Annotated in this window: 15 protein-coding genes; 9 read left to right on the top strand and 6 right to left on the bottom strand. The window is 54.8% G+C overall.

Going from position 1 to position 16,465, the window contains the following annotated elements:
• Positions 1–66: 66 nt before the first annotated feature.
• Positions 67–1,380 (top strand): amino-acid N-acetyltransferase, encoded by a 1,314-nt coding sequence (gene argA / locus ACUN8H_RS03545; protein WP_445531075.1) that lies wholly within the window; start codon positions 67–69, stop codon positions 1,378–1,380.
• A 22-nt stretch (positions 1,381–1,402) separates the two neighbouring features.
• Here the strand turns inward: argA and ACUN8H_RS03540 are convergent, their stop codons facing one another.
• Together ACUN8H_RS03540 and ACUN8H_RS03535 are read right to left on the bottom strand one after the other, a co-directional pair.
• Entirely contained in the window at positions 1,403–1,969 is a 567-nt protein-coding gene (locus ACUN8H_RS03540) for a carboxymuconolactone decarboxylase family protein (protein ID WP_445530783.1), read from the bottom strand.
• A 44-nt stretch (positions 1,970–2,013) separates the two neighbouring features.
• Positions 2,014–3,339, bottom strand: a complete 1,326-nt coding sequence (locus ACUN8H_RS03535; protein WP_445530782.1) for an aspartate aminotransferase family protein — start codon at positions 3,337–3,339, stop codon at positions 2,014–2,016.
• Between the two features lie 160 nt (positions 3,340–3,499).
• Between ACUN8H_RS03535 and ACUN8H_RS03530 the strand changes: the two genes are divergently transcribed.
• Entirely contained in the window at positions 3,500–4,387 is an 888-nt protein-coding gene (locus ACUN8H_RS03530; protein WP_445530781.1) for a MurR/RpiR family transcriptional regulator, read from the top strand.
• A 209-nt stretch (positions 4,388–4,596) separates the two neighbouring features.
• Here the strand turns inward: ACUN8H_RS03530 and ACUN8H_RS03525 are convergent, their stop codons facing one another.
• Positions 4,597–5,451 (bottom strand): SDR family oxidoreductase, encoded by an 855-nt coding sequence (locus ACUN8H_RS03525; RefSeq protein ID WP_445530780.1) that lies wholly within the window; start codon positions 5,449–5,451, stop codon positions 4,597–4,599.
• Positions 5,452–5,995: 544 nt separating this feature from the next.
• On the opposite strand from ACUN8H_RS03525, the gene ACUN8H_RS03520 reads away from it, so the two are divergent.
• The 4 genes from ACUN8H_RS03520 (at position 5,996) to ACUN8H_RS03505 (ending at position 8,764) form a co-directional block, all read left to right on the top strand.
• On the top strand, positions 5,996–6,607 hold the full coding sequence (locus ACUN8H_RS03520) for a hypothetical protein (protein ID WP_445530779.1): 612 nt from the start codon (positions 5,996–5,998) through the stop codon (positions 6,605–6,607).
• A 23-nt stretch (positions 6,608–6,630) separates the two neighbouring features.
• A complete protein-coding gene (locus ACUN8H_RS03515; protein WP_445530778.1) occupies positions 6,631–7,068 on the top strand; it encodes a phage holin family protein in 438 nt (145 codons plus the stop codon).
• Positions 7,065–8,177, top strand: coding sequence for a DUF3618 domain-containing protein (locus ACUN8H_RS03510; protein ID WP_445530777.1), 1,113 nt, complete (start codon positions 7,065–7,067; stop codon positions 8,175–8,177). Before ACUN8H_RS03515 ends, ACUN8H_RS03510 begins: the two co-directional genes overlap by 4 nt.
• Positions 8,178–8,617: 440 nt before the next feature.
• Entirely contained in the window at positions 8,618–8,764 is a 147-nt protein-coding gene (locus ACUN8H_RS03505) for a hypothetical protein (protein ID WP_445530776.1), read from the top strand.
• 78 nt (positions 8,765–8,842) lie between these two features.
• Here the strand turns inward: ACUN8H_RS03505 and ACUN8H_RS03500 are convergent, their stop codons facing one another.
• From ACUN8H_RS03500 to ACUN8H_RS03490, 3 genes are read right to left on the bottom strand one after another with little or no spacing between them, the layout of a single operon-like run.
• Positions 8,843–9,802 (bottom strand): hypothetical protein, encoded by a 960-nt coding sequence (locus tag ACUN8H_RS03500; protein WP_445530775.1) that lies wholly within the window; start codon positions 9,800–9,802, stop codon positions 8,843–8,845.
• A 44-nt stretch (positions 9,803–9,846) separates the two neighbouring features.
• Positions 9,847–11,190, bottom strand: coding sequence for an exodeoxyribonuclease VII large subunit (xseA, locus tag ACUN8H_RS03495; protein WP_445530774.1), 1,344 nt, complete (start codon positions 11,188–11,190; stop codon positions 9,847–9,849).
• 4 nt (positions 11,191–11,194) lie between these two features.
• Positions 11,195–11,785 (bottom strand): DsbA family oxidoreductase, encoded by a 591-nt coding sequence (locus ACUN8H_RS03490; RefSeq protein WP_445530773.1) that lies wholly within the window; start codon positions 11,783–11,785, stop codon positions 11,195–11,197.
• Between the two features lie 171 nt (positions 11,786–11,956).
• On the opposite strand from ACUN8H_RS03490, the gene guaB reads away from it, so the two are divergent.
• The 3 genes from guaB (at position 11,957) to ACUN8H_RS03475 (ending at position 16,458) form a co-directional block, all read left to right on the top strand.
• On the top strand, positions 11,957–13,426 hold the full coding sequence (gene guaB, locus ACUN8H_RS03485) for an IMP dehydrogenase (RefSeq protein WP_445530772.1): 1,470 nt from the start codon (positions 11,957–11,959) through the stop codon (positions 13,424–13,426).
• Between the two features lie 95 nt (positions 13,427–13,521).
• On the top strand, positions 13,522–15,099 hold the full coding sequence (gene guaA, locus ACUN8H_RS03480; protein WP_445530771.1) for a glutamine-hydrolyzing GMP synthase: 1,578 nt from the start codon (positions 13,522–13,524) through the stop codon (positions 15,097–15,099).
• 144 nt (positions 15,100–15,243) lie between these two features.
• Positions 15,244–16,458 carry an N-6 DNA methylase gene (locus ACUN8H_RS03475; protein ID WP_445530770.1) on the top strand — a complete coding sequence of 405 codons (1,215 nt, stop codon included), beginning with the start codon at positions 15,244–15,246 and terminating at the stop codon, positions 16,456–16,458.
• The last annotated feature ends 7 nt before the right edge of the window (positions 16,459–16,465 follow it).

Genomic DNA, 16,465 nt, shown 5'->3' with positions numbered 1-16,465 from the left:
GTAAAGTAACTCATTGGACGTGGACAACGTCGTATGTTTCTTTCACCTGCTGCCGGAGAGCGGCCCTTGGATACGCGCTTCCCCTTTGTTGATTGGTTTCGTAACGCTTCCCCCTACATTAATGCGCACCGGGGGCGAACCTTTGTCATCTTAATTGAAGGCGAAGCGATGGCGTCTGGCCGAGGGGAGCAGCTGATTCAAGATTTGGCTCTGCTGCACACCTTGGGCGTTCGTCTGGTCGTGGTGTTTGGCATTCGCCCACAGGTGCATGAATCGCTAACCGCTGCGGGCGTGGAACCCACGCGAATCGACGGCCGCTGGGTGGCGGATCGCGCAGTGATGGCTCACGTAGAACAAGTCGCCGCCCACCAGCGGCTATGGCTCGAAGCGCGTCTGTCGCTTGGCCTGCCGAGTACACCGCTGCACGGTGTAGAGCTCAGCGTGATCTCCGGCAACCTGGTGACCGCCAAGCCGCTGGGCGTGCGTGAAGGGGTCGATTTCGACCACAGTGGTGAAGTGCGCCGCGTGCGGGCCAGCGCGATTCAGGGATTGCTGGAAAAAGGCTCGCTGGTGCTGCTACCGCCGCTGGGCTTCTCCAGTACCGGTGAAGTGTTTGATCTGGACGCCTCCGAAGTGGCCCAGCACGCCGCCGTGGCGCTAAAAGCCGACAAGCTGATTCTGCTGGGGGAGTCCGAAGGATTGGAAGACGAGCATGGCGCGCTGCTGCGTCAGCTTTCGCCAGCGGAAGCCGAGCCACGGTTAACCCACGCCGTGCCGGGTAGCGAGCTGGCCCGCCACCTACAGGCTGCCTGCACCGCCGCCCGGGAAGGCGTGGCGCGCACGCATCTACTTTCCTGGCACAACCACGACGCTCTGCTGGGTGAGCTGTTCACCCGTGACGGCGTGGGCACCATGATTACCCAGCACCGCTACGAACAGCTGCGCCCAGCCACATTGAACGATATAGCAGGGCTATTGGAACTACTCGAGCCGTTAGAGCGCCGGGGCATGCTGGTCGCCCGTTCCCGTGAGCGGTTGGAGCACGAGATCGATGATTACATGGTGATCGAGCGCGACGGCATGGTGATCGGCTGCGCTGCGCTGCACGTATTTACGGATACCAGCATTGCCGAACTCGCCTGCGTGGCAGTGCACGACAGCTACCGCGGCGGCGAGCGCGGTGAACGCCTAGTAGAAGCCATGGAGCGCCGTGCTCGTCAGCGTGGCTTGGATGAGATGTTTGTGCTCACTACCCACACCGCCCACTGGTTTGTGGAGCGCGGCTTCCGCGCCGCCAGTCTGGAAGACCTACCGCCACTGAAACGTGAAACCTACAATCACGCCCGTAAATCGAAGGTGTTGGTCAAGCAATTGGCGTAATGCGCTTATTAGCAGATCTGGATTAGCTGATTGAGCTCGGCGTTAGCGAAAACAGCGCCGGCTGTTGTCGCGCTTCTTGTTGAATAGCGTCGTCAATCGGTGTGTCGTAGGTGTTGAGTAAATAACCCAGCACCGAATAGAAACCCACCATAGCGATCAGGTCGATCACTGCCTGGCGCCCGATCGCCTCGGCAAGCTCTGCTTCCTGCTCCTTGGCCAGCATACGCTCATCGAATAACGCATCCACAGCGTTGACGATAAGGCCGTCAACGCCTTCGGGCGTACCGCGAATAGCCGTAATGCGATGCTCGGAGAATCCCAGGGCGAGCGCCCGGCTCACATGATGAGCCCACTCGTAGGCGGAACCCATACGCAAACCCGCACGTAAAATTACCACTTCGGTCAGTTCTGGGCCTAACGCATTCTCCTTGACAACGTGCTGGCGTAAGGGCGCCCATGCGCTAAGCAAGGCCGGGTGATGGGCCATGGTGCGATACACATTGAGCGCGCCAGCAAACCCCTCGCGTAAATCAGTGATCTCTTGAGGCCAGTCAGCGTTGGCAATGGGCGGGCAGGGAGACGGTGGCATGGGTGAGCTCCAGTTAGATCGTTATTTAGGTAGTTGTCGTGTTATTACTCTGCAATGGCGGCGTCGATGGCCTCGGCGATACGCTCAATGATCAGATCTACTTCGTCAGGCGCAATAATATAGGGCGGCGCCAGCAGGATATGGTCACCATGAATGCCATCAATGGTGCCGCCCATCGGGTAGCTGATCAGGCCGCGCGCCATCGCCTGCCGCTTGATCTTGGCGTGAAGCTTGCGAGCCGGGTCGAAAGGCGTTTTGCTTTCCCTCTCCGCGACAATCTCGATGCCGCGAAACAAGCCCCTGCCGCGAATATCGCCCACGTGGGGGGATGCGCCGAGCGCTGCTTCAAGGCCGCTCTGCAGTCTCATGCCCATGGCCTTTACGTTAGCCAGCGTCTCTGGTCGTGAGATGATCTCGACCACTTTGTTGGCGGCTGCGGCAGCCACAGGGTGGCCCAAATAGGTATGGCCATGCTGAAACAGCCCAGACCCATTGGCAAAACTGGCGTAAATGTTGGCCGATAGCATCACCGCGCCGATCGGCTGATAGCCGCCGCCCAACCCTTTGGCGATCGTGACGATATCCGGGACGACACCATCTTGCTCGCAGGCAAATACGGTGCCGGTTCTTCCCATGCCGCACATCACTTCGTCGAGAATCAGCAGCACGCCGTATTTATCGCAAATGGCACGCACGCGCTTGAAGTAATCTGCCTCAGAGGCGACCGCCCCTAAGGTGGCGCCGACGACGGGCTCGGCAACGAAGGCCATCACTTCTTCAGGACCAAGTGCCAGAATTTTCGCCTCAAGCTCCTCGGCAAGCCGTGCCGCGTAGGCTGCAGGCGACTCGTCGCTGCCCTTATCGCGATACGCATAGCAAGGTGATACATGGTGGGTTTCTGGCAAAATGGGCTGAAATTGCTGGCGCCGCATGGCATTGCCACCGGTGGCCAACGCGCCGATGGTATTGCCATGGTAGCTCTGGCGTCTGGCAATGATATGCCGACGCTGAGGCTGATTGATCTCGACAAAATACTGCCGAGCCATTTTCAGCGCCGCTTCAACGGCTTCTGACCCACCCGATACCAGGTAGACGTAATCCAGCCCGTCTGGGGCCAAATCCACCAACTTTTCGGCAAGTGCTTCGGCGGCATCGGTTGTGAAAAATGAAGTGTGGGCGTAACAGAGGCTATCGATCTGGGAGCGCATGGCGTCCAGCACTTCCGGGTGGGCATGACCGACACTGGTGACCGCAGCGCCTCCCGACCCATCCAGATAGCGGTGCCCCGTGGTATCCGTGATATAGACGCCTTGCGCCGACGCAGCATGAGGTAGCTGCGCGCCGATACCACGGTGAAGAATACGTGTCATAGCCTCTTTTCCTCATTATTAAACGGTAGCCATTCCTATGACAATGAGATTGGCACACTCGCAAAGATATTTGCAACAAATAAATCATTTAAATATATTATGAAACAAATAGATCATTTTTCACAGAGCCAACCCCTATTTCTACACAGAGCTAACCATTATGCCGCCGAGCGATTCGCTGAGAGAGCAGATAATTGCCCAGTACGATGACATGTCTGTGCAGTTGCAACAGGCCGCTCGCTACGTACTTGAGCATCCGCAGGAAGTGGCGCTGGTATCTATGCGTGAGTTGGCGCGCCATGCGGGGGTGCAGCCCGCCACCATGACACGGCTGGCCAAATTCCTGGGGTTACCAGGCTACGACGAACTTCGGGCGCAGCATGCCGCGGCGTTACGCGAGGGAGGCGATGGCTTCGCAGCCAAGGTTCGAAAGCGCGGGGGTAAAGGCAGTGAAAGGGGAGTCAGCGATACCGCCTCGCATATGCTTCAAGGGCTAAGTGCCCAGCTGGCTAAGCTGTGTGAGCCTGATTCGCTGCGGCGCCTGGAAGCAACGGCCGATAGGCTAAGGTCAGCGAGAAAAGTATACGTGCTGGGTTTACGTTCCAGCCATGCCGTTGCCTGGCACTTCCACTACGTGATGACCCTGCTGGGCGAACGTTCGGTGCACCTGGATGGGCCTGGAGGAACCGGCGGTGATGCGTTAATTCGCGCTACGCCTGAGGATGTCTTGCTCGTTATCTCCATCAACCCTTATGCAACAGGGGCGCTGGAACTTGCCCAGCTGGCAAAAGAGCAGGGGGTGGGCATTGTTTCTATTACCGATAGCGAGGTGTCGCCGCTGATAGCGCTGTCAGAGCAGACTGTTCTATGCCCCACGGAAAGCGATAGCTTCTTCCATACGCTAACCCCGGCATTAGCCGTCTCCGAAGTGCTTTGCAGCTTATTGGCGGAGTTCGACCGGCCCAAAACGCTAGAGGCCTTACAGCAAGCAGATAAACATCTCTTACAGCGCAATACCTATGCAACGGCTATACCTCGGCGGCAGTGAAAATCGAGGCTTCTGAATCCAACATGACTGTCAGATAAAACCCTTCAATGATTACCGAGCGGTAACTATCAACCGTCACTTCGGTTTATTAGGAGTCAATATTCCCGAACGGGAGTATATTAGCAGGCAGCGATTTTATACGAAATGCATTAACGGGGCGGCCAAAGGCCGCCCCGTTAAAGTGCGCGCCATATTCAAATAAGAAACGCTTAGGTGTTTAAAATCACACCACCATTGAGGTGCATGGTCTGGCCACTCATGTAGGAAGACTCTTCACTGGCCAAGTAGACATACGCAGGGCCCATTTCACTAGGCTGGCCTGCGCGATTCATCGGTACCTGACCGCCGAATGAAGCTACTTTCTCATCTTCAAAGCTGGCAGGAATCAGCGGGGTCCACACTGGCCCTGGCGCCACGGCGTTGACTCGAATGCCTCGATCCATCAGCGACATTGCCAGCGAACGCACTAACCCCTGAATAGCACCTTTGGTGGCGGTGTAATCGATCAGCGTAGCGTTGCCCTTAAAGGCGTTGATCGAAGAAGTCGAAATGATCGTATCGCCCTTTTCGAGGTGCGGCAGGGCAGACTTGGTCAGGTAAAAGTGGCTAAAGATATTGGTCTGGAAGGTACGCAGCAGTTGATCATCGGGGATCTCGGTAATGTCGTCCCAATCATACTGCTCGGCGGCATTGTTGATCACAATATTGATCTTTCCGAAGTGATCCATCGTGCGCTTGACGATATCGCGGCAAAACTCGGGTTCCGCCACATCTCCTTTCAATACCAAGCAGCGGCGGCCTTCCGCTTCGACCAACCGTTTGGTCTCTTCGGCGTCACTATCTTCGTCTAGATAGGCAATCGTGCAGTCTGCTCCTTCGCGGGCATAGTGAACGGCCACGGCCCGGCCAATGCCGCTGTCGCCGCCAGTAATAATCGCGACTTTGTCCAATAGCTTGTCAGTGCCGCGGTAGCTATCACGAATATATTCTGGCTCTGGACGCATCGCGTACTCATCGCCCGGCTGCTTATCTTGATGCTGGGGAGGCTGTTTTTGATCACTCATGTGCGGTCACTCCATTGTTAGCACGGAAGTGTGTCGTTCAACGTTGATAATGAATCACGCCATTAACCAGCGAATATCCGTTCCTCGAATATTCACCGCTTTTAAGGTAGACCAAAGGCGTAGAAACAAGCAAACCACGACAAATGAACTGACTTACTTTCATTTCAGTGCCTTATTATTATTTCAATAACAAGCGTTAAGATAAAAACCTAAGCCGCAAAACAAATAACCTATGTTAAGTAGATAGGCGGTTGTTTAAATGTCGTCGCGCAACAATTGACATTAATAGAAAGCGCACTATGTTTTTAAAAGCATGTTTGGAATGTGCATGATTTAAAAGTGCCATTTTAAAAGTGCTATGTTTTAAAAGGGGTTAATCTACTAAGGAGGGTAAGCTTGCTAAATTTAAGTGCTTATTCTTTTCTAAGTGCATCATTGTATTAGCTTCTTAGTGATAATTGAGCGCACTTAATAGATGTGTAGCGATGCTGATTGTGTTTCACCACGGATGCTGAAAAGTGAGACGACAAGGAGGAAGTGACAGATGACCGATCAAGGAAAGCAGCCCAACACAGGCGCACCCAACCAGTCCAACCGCTCAACGGAGTCGCTCAAACAGCAAGGGCGTGACACGGCCCATGATGTCAGTGATGCGGCCCATCACCAAGCTGAAAACTACTTCAATCAACAGCGTGATAACGCGGCAGAACAGTCCCACAAGTTCACCAGCGTTTTGCAAAAAATGGCTGATGAGTTCGATAATCAGCAGCAACCCTATTTCTCGAAACAAGCGAGAAAATTTGCTGATACCACCGAACGGTTTTCCAGCTCATTACGCGATAAAGATTTACGCACGGTATGCAATGAAGCGCAAAGCTTTAGCCGTCGTGAACCGGCGTTATTTGTAGGCGGTTTGATTGCTGCTGGCTTTCTAGCGACCCGCTTTCTGCGTAGTTCCGGCCAACACTCGCACAGTGATGATGCGAATTCAGGTTATTCACACACGACGGATGAGCGCACCACGGGGCTTCCGATGCAGGAAAATGTACCCGCCGGGCAGGCGTCACCGGCTAGCCAGGCATCGAGTCTTTCAGGCAGCCCCATTACCGGTAACGGGGCAATGGGTTCGTCAGGTCGAGAAAATGGAATGCCCTAACGTCAGGGCCAGGGAGGCACAGAATGGATTCGGATAACAAACCAACGTCGCAAAGCTCATCGGTCGGTTCGCTACTCTCGACAGTGATGCAGGAAATAAGCTCGCTGGTGCGCAACGAGGCCGCACTCGCCAAGACAGAGATGACCGAGAAAACCCACCAAGCGATGGGGGCAATTGCTTCGATTGCGATGGCCGGTGCGGTTTTGCTAGGCGGCTTTTTGACTCTGTTAGCAGCGCTGGTCTTTCTGCTCAACGAAGTGCTTCCGCCTGACACCACGCCGTGGCTCTCTGCCTTAATTGTCGGCGTCGTGGTGACGATTATTGGTGTGATGATGCTTAAAGCGGGCCAGAAGAAACTGCAGGCGCGCAACCTGATGCCCAGCCGTACGATGCATAGTTTGCAGAGCGATAAGACCACGGCGCAACAGCATCGGCACAACGTCAAGGAGGAGTTGAAATGACGGATCATGACCATCAGCGCAGTCCTGAAGAGATTGAAAAGGATATCCATCAGTCGCGCGAGCGCCTTGATTCAACCCTGCATGAAATCGAAGAGCGTTTCTCTCCTCAGCAGTTGTTGAATACCTCCTATGAGTATATTCGCCATGGGGGCGCTAACGAGTTCGTTTCTAATTTAAGCACCACCATTAAGCAGAACCCCTTGCCGTTCCTGCTCACCAGTGCCGGTATCGGCTGGTTAATGCTGGCTCAGCGCCAACCGAATGCGTCACGCAATCATCAGCAATACGCATCGGATATGGACCGGCGTTTCTACACCGGTGGGCAGTCTTCTCAAGAGACGAGCGGTGCCCATGGCACGCCAGGCGTGCCCGTGCACGAAGGCACTCATCCTAACGGTGGAACGCCCGCTTATAGCAGTAGCCCTTCCGGGGTAGCCGGTGGTTCAGAGAGCCATAGCGATGGTAAAGGCCGTATGAGCCGGGCGAAAGAGGGTGCCAGCAGCATGAAAGACGGCGCGAAAGGCAAAGCCCAGCACTTAGGTCAAAAAGCCAAAGACACCGCCCAGCAATGGGGCAGCAAGGCACACCAAATGGGGGATAATATGCGTAACTCTTCATCCCATCTTCAGCATGGCGCTCACGACCGCATGCATAACATGGGGCATCGTGCTCACCAGTCTGGGAGCCAAGCCTCCGATTTTATTCAGGATCATCCGTTGGTAGTGGGTGCACTTGGGTTTGCGCTGGGGGCGGCCCTGGGCGGCATTTTCCCCGCCACCAAGAAAGAGGATGAGTACATGGGCGAATACCGCGACCGCATGATGCATAAAGCTGCTGAGACCGGGCAAGCGCAAGCGGACAAGGCTCAACACACCATCCATGAAAAAGCCGAGTCCTATAAAGGCGAGCATCAAGATGATGCGAACGTGAATGCCTCGCAGCATCAAAACATGGGGTTGGCTGGGGCAACCACCCCAACGCCCACCACGGAGCGTTCGACGCCTGAGAAACACGACCAGGATCATGAAAAGAAACATAGTCAGGGTTTGGCAGGGTCGAGCACGCCTTCCGGTAACACCCAAGGTTCAGGCACTAATCACACGTCTTAAAAGTGTGAACAACAGCGTAAGAAACAGTGGCCGCTTAATGCGGCCACTGTCATTTAGCACCTCGGTATTTAGCATCCAGCTATTAATAACCCAGATTAAGCGCAAAGCGCCGGAAGCTACGCCCGCCGATAGCGCCTGACCATAAGCATCATTGGTATTCCCAATAGTGTCTTTTTAGTATGTGTTTTCTGATCAAGTAACTGTTTTTAAAGTATTATTTTGAAGATGGTGACTTGGTGGGCGCTGTGCGGCTGCATTGCAAGTTAACCATTAAGCGCTACAGTAAAAGCAGCTTGGATGGGAGGTAGCGTTCTTGGAGAATTAGCTGCCTCCATTCTTGCGTTCATCACGCTACTCAAGGAGCCCGGTTCGCCACAAAGGCTAGGGCAATAATGAACCTCAGTACTTGAACATTAGTACGTCAGCGAAAGGAAAAAACGATGACTCAAGCCTCCGAGCACGACAAAAAAGCGCCTAAAGAGCGCGATGATCACCACGATGATGCCAATCCAATGCCGGATACCCATCACGTCAACCCCGATTCCGACAGCCAGAAATCGAAGGATGGCCAGAAAAAGGGGCACTGAATACGCTTTAAGCGCTGCTGATAACAGCGCTGATACGGCTAAGGCGCTACTGATAAGTAGCGCCTTTTTCATATAACGCTAAATCTCAATGTTGATAGACGACGTTGATACGGAAACGTCACCGAGCGAAGTAGGTAGCAACTGCCCCAATGAGGAGTAAAGAGCGTCAGAAGCTGATGCGGCAACTGTTTGGTTCGTCTTATCCATGACCTCTTCCGCTTTCTTTAGCTCCCTACGGGCTTCCTTGTCTTCCTCTCTCAGCCGAACCTTAAGTTCATTAACCGCTTCGCGCAGCGCTTTCTGGGCGTCAGTCAATACGCCGCGGAGTGCGTGTTCACTAGCGCTGGCGCCGTTGGATTTCGAGCGATTATCTTCATTTTGAATGAGGCTGGGTAGGCTAGGTAATACGCCGAGCTCGGTGGCTTCATCACCTTCAGGCTCGCCCGCGGCTTTCTCGGCCTCTTGCTCAGCGTTTTCTTCAGCTGTTTGTGCACTGGCTTCGGCTTGCTGCGCGTCGCTTGATACGGTTGCCTGGGCGCTCTCATCGCCACCCGCTGGCGCCTCAGCTGATTCTGCTCCGCTGGGTTGAGCTACCGCTTGTGAAGCGGCTGCCGATCCAACTGCTGGCGTCGAAACCACTGAGGGGATAGCAGTCATGCCGGCACTACCGCCCCCTTGGCTGTTCAACAGCTTAGCCGCCCCGGCAAGTTCACGGGCGATGCTCTTGAGCTCCTTGGCCATATTTTTAAGTTGTTCAGGAGAGGCGAAGGCCATCATGGCTTTCAGCATTTCAATCCGCTGGCGCAAAAAGCCTACTTTATCGGTGGCCTGCTGCTGGGAGGCTTCTTTGGGAGTAGGTAAAGACGCCAAGCTCTCCAATGCTTCTTGCTGCTTTTTAAGACGCTTTGTGAACGGGTCGTCTTCCGCACGCGCGGCGGCAGGCTCTCTCTTCTGCGGTTCAACGCGGGTAGAGGCTAAAAACTGTGGCTTATCCTGGCGCTGGTTAATCAGTGTAAATAACGAAAATCCTATCTTCATGGCGGTGGCCTCTCCTCATTGTTATAAGGTATCGGCCATTTAACTTAGGTCTTTAGACGCCGCTTCACTTCTACACTTAGCCTACCTTCACCTAGCTTCAGTTTCAGCTTCTGGCCGGGCTTTGTATCTTCCGCGCGCCGAATGACCTGGCCCTGCTCATCTTGGGCAATGGCATAGCCCCGCCCCAGCACCGCCAGCGGGCTGACCGCATTGAGCTCCCGCGCAGCACTGGTTAAGCGTGCCTGACGGTTTTCGAGCTGGCGCTGCATGGCCACACCCAAACGCCGCTGCAGTTGGTTTACCCGCTCGCTTTCTGCCCGATGCAGTCGCGTCATATCCTGGCTGGCCAAGCGCCTGCTCAGCTGTGTGAGCTGGGCTTTTTGCTGGCTGAGCGCTTGCTGTATGGCGCGATTCAAGCGCTGATCAAGGGCAGTTAAATGTTGTCGCTGGCGATTGAGCTGCTCGCCGGGGTGGCGCAGCTTGGCGCGCAGGGTATCCAGCCGCTGGCTATCGCGCTCCAGGCGCGCTTGCATCGCCCGTTGCAGGCGGCTGTGCTGATGCTCCAGCTGGCGCTTGAGGGTGGTCTGATCCGGCACCAAGCGTTCTGCGGCAGCGGAGGGCGTAGGCGCGCGCATATCCGCCGAAAAATCCGCCAAGGTGATATCCACTTCGTGGCCCACCGCCGACATCACCGGCAGCCGGGAGTGAAAAATTGCCCGCGCCAAATGCTCGTTGTTGAAGGCCCATAAATCTTCCAGGCTGCCGCCACCGCGGGTGATTAGAATCACGTCCCGCTCAGGGTCTAATCGCGCCTGGCGGTTAAGCAACGCCAGCGCCGAGATCATCGCAGGCGCCGCTTCGGCCCCCTGTACCGGCACCGGTATCAGCGTCACGTCCGCCAGCGGCCAGCGCGCTTCCAGCACCGCGAGCACATCGCGGATGGCCGCCCCGGTACCGGAGCTTAAAATCAGCAGCTTGCGGGGCGGGAAGGGCAGCGGTCGGTCGTTAGCAAACACGCCTTCGCCTTCCAACTGCGCCTTCAAGCGCTCGAACGCCGCCAGCAGTTCCCCCAGGCCAGCCGCCTGCACGGCATCGGCAATGAGCTGGTAGTCGCCTCGCGGCTCAAACAGTGACACCCGCCCGCGCAGCTTCACCTGATCGCCATCGCGCATCGGCGCCGAGACAAACCGCGCCCGCTGGCGGAACAGCGCGCAGCGGATCTGCGCCCGGTCATCCTTCAAGGTGAAATAGACATGCCCCGACGCCGGGCGGGAGACGTTAGAAAGCTCGCCCTCCACCCACACTTCGCCCACATCGCGCTCAAGGGTTTGCTTGGCGCGTTGGTTGAGTTGGCTGACGGAGAGCGCCTGGGGAGTAGGGGAGGCCATAGGGTTATGCCCGCTCTAATAAATAACGTTTTAACGCCGCAGGATCAGGCACGCCCTGAATCACTTCGCCATCGATCACCAGCGTTGGTACCGACTGAATACGCGCTTCATCCACCGCGTGGCGCTGCGCCGCTTGGTGTTGCTCGCGGTAACGGCCTTCGGCCAGGGCATCGAGTACTGCTTGGCGCTCCAAACCTACCGACTCGCCAATATCGGCCAGTACCTCGGGGTCGCCGATATCGCGTTCCTGTTGAAAGAATGCTTTCAAGGCCGCCATGGAGTAGGCGTGGCCCACTCCCTGTTCTTCGGCCATGGCAAACACTTCAAAGGCCTTATCCGTACGCGGCTGCGGGGAGATGTTGGGCAGCGTAATGGGCACGCCGAGCTTTTTAGCCATGGGGTAAACCGAATCCTGCCATATCTTAGGCAAGTAAGGGTCTTCCACCTTCAACGTGGGCACCGGGGCAGGGCGCAACTCAAAAGGCCGCCAGCGGATTTCCACATCCAGGCCGTTGGTCGCTTGAACAATCGCCTCTTCGGCCAGCAGGCAGAAGGGGCAAACATAATCGGTATATACAATGATTTCCTGAGGCAACAGAACGCCCTCCGCGTCGTAAAATTTCCAGTCAGCAGCCTAACATTAAACGTCATTAGCAATTGGTATAAGCACAACAGCCTGACTGCATTGCTGGAGCACCCCTCAAAACGCTATAATAGACGATTAACCTTTCACGCCCCACTTCCTCTCAATCAGGGTGTTGCCGCTATGCTACGTATGGCCCAAGAAGCACTTACGTTCGATGACGTTCTTCTCGTTCCCGGCTTCTCCGATGTCCTCCCCAAGGATGTCAGCCTCAAAACTCGCCTGACCCGCAATCTCTCGCTCAATATTCCCCTGCTTTCTGCCGCGATGGACACCGTTACCGAAGCGCGCCTAGCGATTGCGATGGCTCAGGAAGGCGGCATTGGCATCATCCATAAAAGCATGACCATGACCCAGCAAGCGGCTGAAGTGCGCAAGGTCAAAAAGCACGAAAGCGTGATTGTGAAAGATCCGGTCACCGTGAGCCCGAAGGCTAAACTCGAAGACCTGCTTGCCATGGCGCGGGAGTACGGCTTCTCCGGCTTCCCCGTGGTAGAAGGCGAAACCCTGGTAGGCATCGTGACCGAGCGCGACATGCGCTTCCAGCCTAACCACGGCGACAGTGTAGAAGCGATCATGACGCCGCGCGACCGGCTGATTACCGTCAAAGAAGGCACCGATCTCGAAACCAGCAAAGCCAAAATGCGCGAACACCGCATCGAGAAAATGTTGATCGTCGATGACGAGTTCCACCTGCGCGGCCTGGTCACCTTCCAGGATATCGAAAAAGCCCGTACCTACCCGATGGCCGCCAAAGACAGCGACGGTCGTTTGTTAGTCGGCGCTGCGGTCGGCACCGGCCCGGAAACCCCGGATCGTGTTGCGGCCCTGGCTGAGGCAGGCGTGGATGTGATCATTGTCGATACCGCCCACGGCCACTCCAAAGGCGTGATTGACCGCGTTCGCTGGATTAAAGAACACTTCCCACAGATTCAGGTGATTGGCGGCAATATCGCCACCGCCGCCGCTGCCAAAGCGCTGGCCGAAGCGGGTGCGGATGCTGTGAAAGTGGGTATTGGCCCCGGCTCGATCTGCACCACGCGCATCGTTGCCGGTGTGGGCGTACCGCAAATCACCGCGGTTTCCAACGTGGCCGAAGCGCTCAAAGCGTTCGATATTCCGCTGATTGCCGATGGCGGCGTGCGCTACTCCGGTGATTTGGCCAAAGCGATTGCCGCTGGCGCCAGTGCCGTGATGGTCGGTGGCCTGCTGGCCGGTACCGAAGAAGCGCCGGGTGAAGTCGAGCTTTACCAGGGCCGTACCTATAAAGCCTACCGTGGCATGGGCTCCATGGGTGCCATGTCCCAGAACCAAGGCAGCGCCGACCGCTACTTCCAGGATAAGAGCGAAGGTGCCGAGAAGCTGGTGCCGGAAGGCATTGAAGGTCGCGTTCCCTATAAAGGCATGATGAGCGCCATCGTTCACCAGTTGATGGGCGGCCTGCGCGCTTCCATGGGCTACACCGGCTGCCGCGACATTCAGGAAATGCGCACCAAGCCGGAGTTCGTACAGATTACCGGCGCTGGCTTTAACGAATCCCACGTCCACAACGTGCAGATCACCAAAGAAGCTCCCAACTATCGGGTGAGCTAATACAGCGTTTTTAGTTAAAACGGCGGCGGGCAAAGCTCGCCGCTTGCTTTTTGGCCTTACCAGCGGCACCCACACCGCTTAACCGAGACCCCGCCATGAGTGACATTCACGCCCACAAGATTTTGATTCTCGACTTCGGCTCGCAGTACACCCAACTGATCGCCCGCCGCGTTCGCGAGATCGGCGTTTATTCCGAAGTCCGCGCGTTTGATATCACCGAAGAAGAGATCCGCGAGTACAACCCCAACGGCATTATCATGGCCGGTGGACCGGAATCCGTGACGGAACTGGACTCCCCGCGTGCGCCGCAGTGCGTGTTTGAAATGGGCCTGCCGGTGTTTGGTATCTGCTACGGTATGCAGACCATGGCCGAGCAGCTGGGCGGTAAGGTAGAAGGCTCTAACCAGCGCGAATTTGGCTACGCGCAGATTCAGATCGACGAAGACAACGCGCTGTTCAAAGACATCAAAGACCACGTAGACGCTAAAAGCGGCAAAGCCCTGCTGGACGTATGGATGAGCCATGGCGACAAGGTGGCCCAAGCGCCCGACGCGTTCACCGTGACCGCCTCCACGCCGAGCTGCCCCATTGCCGCCATGGCCTGGGAAGAGAAGCAGTTTTACGGCGTACAGTTCCACCCGGAAGTGACCCACACCCTGCAAGGCCAGCGCATTCTCGAGCACTTCGTGCTGGATATCTGTAAAGCCGAAAAACTCTGGACGCCCGCGCAAATCATCGAAGACCAGGTACAGCGCGTGCGCGAGCAAGTGGGCGACCGCCATGTACTGCTCGGCCTCTCCGGCGGTGTGGATTCCTCTGTGGTTGCCGCGCTGCTGCACAAAGCGATTGGCACTCAGCTGACCTGCGTGTTCGTCGACAACGGCCTGCTGCGTAAAGCGGAAGGCGACCAGGTCATGGAAACCTTCGCCAAACACATGGGCGTTAAGGTGATCCGTGTAGACGCCGAAGACCTGTTCCTCGGCAAGTTGAAAGGCGAGAAAGACCCGGAAGCCAAGCGCAAGATCATCGGTAACACCTTCATCGACGTATTCGATGAAGAGGCCAGCAAGATCGACGGCGTCGAGTTCTTGGCCCAAGGCACCATCTACCCGGACGTGATCGAATCCGCCGCCTCTAAAACCGGCAAAGCGCACGTGATCAAATCTCATCACAACGTGGGTGGCCTGCCGGAAACCATGAAGCTCAAGTTGGTCGAGCCGCTGCGCGAACTGTTTAAAGACGAAGTGCGCAAACTCGGCCTGGAACTCGGCTTGCCCTACGATATGGTCTACCGCCACCCGTTCCCTGGCCCCGGCCTGGGCGTGCGTATCCTAGGCGAAGTGAAGAAAGAGTACGCCGACATCCTCCGCGATGCCGACGCCATCTTCATCGAAGAGCTTCGCGCCTCCGGCTGGTACGAAAAAACCAGCCAAGCCTTCGCCGTGTTCCTGCCGGTGAAATCCGTAGGCGTTGTCGGCGACGGCCGCCGCTACGAGTGGGTCATCGCACTCCGCGCGGTAGAAACCATCGACTTCATGACCGCCCGCTGGGCGCACCTGCCCTATGAACTGCTGGAGAAGGTTTCCAACCGGATTATCAATGAGTTGGAAGGGGTTTCGCGAGTGACTTATGATGTGAGCAGCAAGCCGCCTGCTACTATTGAGTGGGAGTGATCAACGTTGTATGACAGCATTGAAGGGTTCATCGAAAGATGAGCCCTTTCTTTTTTTATGTTATGTTTAGTTAGCGAATGTTGGCTTTTTATAAATAATTCATTCTTAATAGATGCTGCTGTTTTTAATAGGCGATGCTGGTAAATGGAAAAGTATGAAAATGTTGTTCTAAATAGCAGAGCTAAATATGGGCAGTTCTATACTGATCCAAACGTAGGGCGTTTGCTTGTCAGTCGTATAGAAACTGCCGCTCCAAATTCTGTGATTGATCTAGGGGCTGGGCTCGGAAGTCTTTCGATGGCGGCAAGTAAGAAATGGAAAAGTGCATCTATTGTAAGTGTTGAGTTAGATAGCCTGTCTTATTTTTCATCTTTGAAAGGCAATCATTTTCACATATATGCTGATGCGCTTGACTATGATTTGCCAAATAAGATTAAAAATGAATATGGTGAATTTGATGTAGCATTATGTAACCCTCCATATACGAGGCCGTTATGGAAACCAGAGTATGAGAAAATCCTTGAAGAGGCAGGGCTTAGCGAAACAAGGGGCGTCCCTAAAGATGGTCGTGCTGAACTACTGTTTTTAGCTCAAAACTTAAGACTAACAAAAAGTGGTGGAGAGTTAGGCGTTATAGTGCCAAGTGGAATTATAACTGGCGAGCGATCGTTAGATATCCGAAAGAAGCTGTTAGATAACTATTGCGTAGAAAGTGTTGTTGACTTGCCAAGAGGTGTTTTTTCAAATACAGAAGCAAAAGCACATATTTTATTTTTAAAAAAATCGTCTCCTTATAAAAAAAATATTAAACTTTATGAAGTGAAGAAAAAGGGTGGAGTTTCTAGACCAATCTTCATACCAAGAGAAGCAGGTATAGACCGTCTCGATTATGGTTTTCATAGCCAAAAAATTACGAAAGTTAGTGACCACTGTAAACCATTAAGTTTTTTCGATGTGAGTATTATTCGTGGTTCTCTTTCATCTAGAGAAGTAAGGGAAGCAGTGATTCCAGTGTTTCACACAACTGATTTCCCTATAAACTCAGGAACGTCTATCGTTGACCTGCCAATAGTTAATGGAGGGTTAGTTGATCGGTTTGCGCATGCGATTCAAGGGGATATCCTAATCGCACGAGTTGGCAGAAATCTTGAAGAGAAAGTTTGTTATGTGCGAGAAGGAATGGTTCCTGTGTCAGACTGCATTTTTATATTAAGAATTATTGATATGGAGTTGAGAAAGGTGGTCTTTGAATACCTTGTTTCTAACGAAGGAAAGCGATGGTTAGGGGCTTGCTCACGAGGAGTTGGTGCTAGATATATTACTCGCTCTGATCTTCTAAATATGAATATTAAGCTTTAGAGGCTAA

The sequence above is a fragment of the Vreelandella sp. V005 genome (genome assembly GCF_052645115.1).
This window is presented reverse-complemented; position numbering and strand designations above follow the sequence as displayed.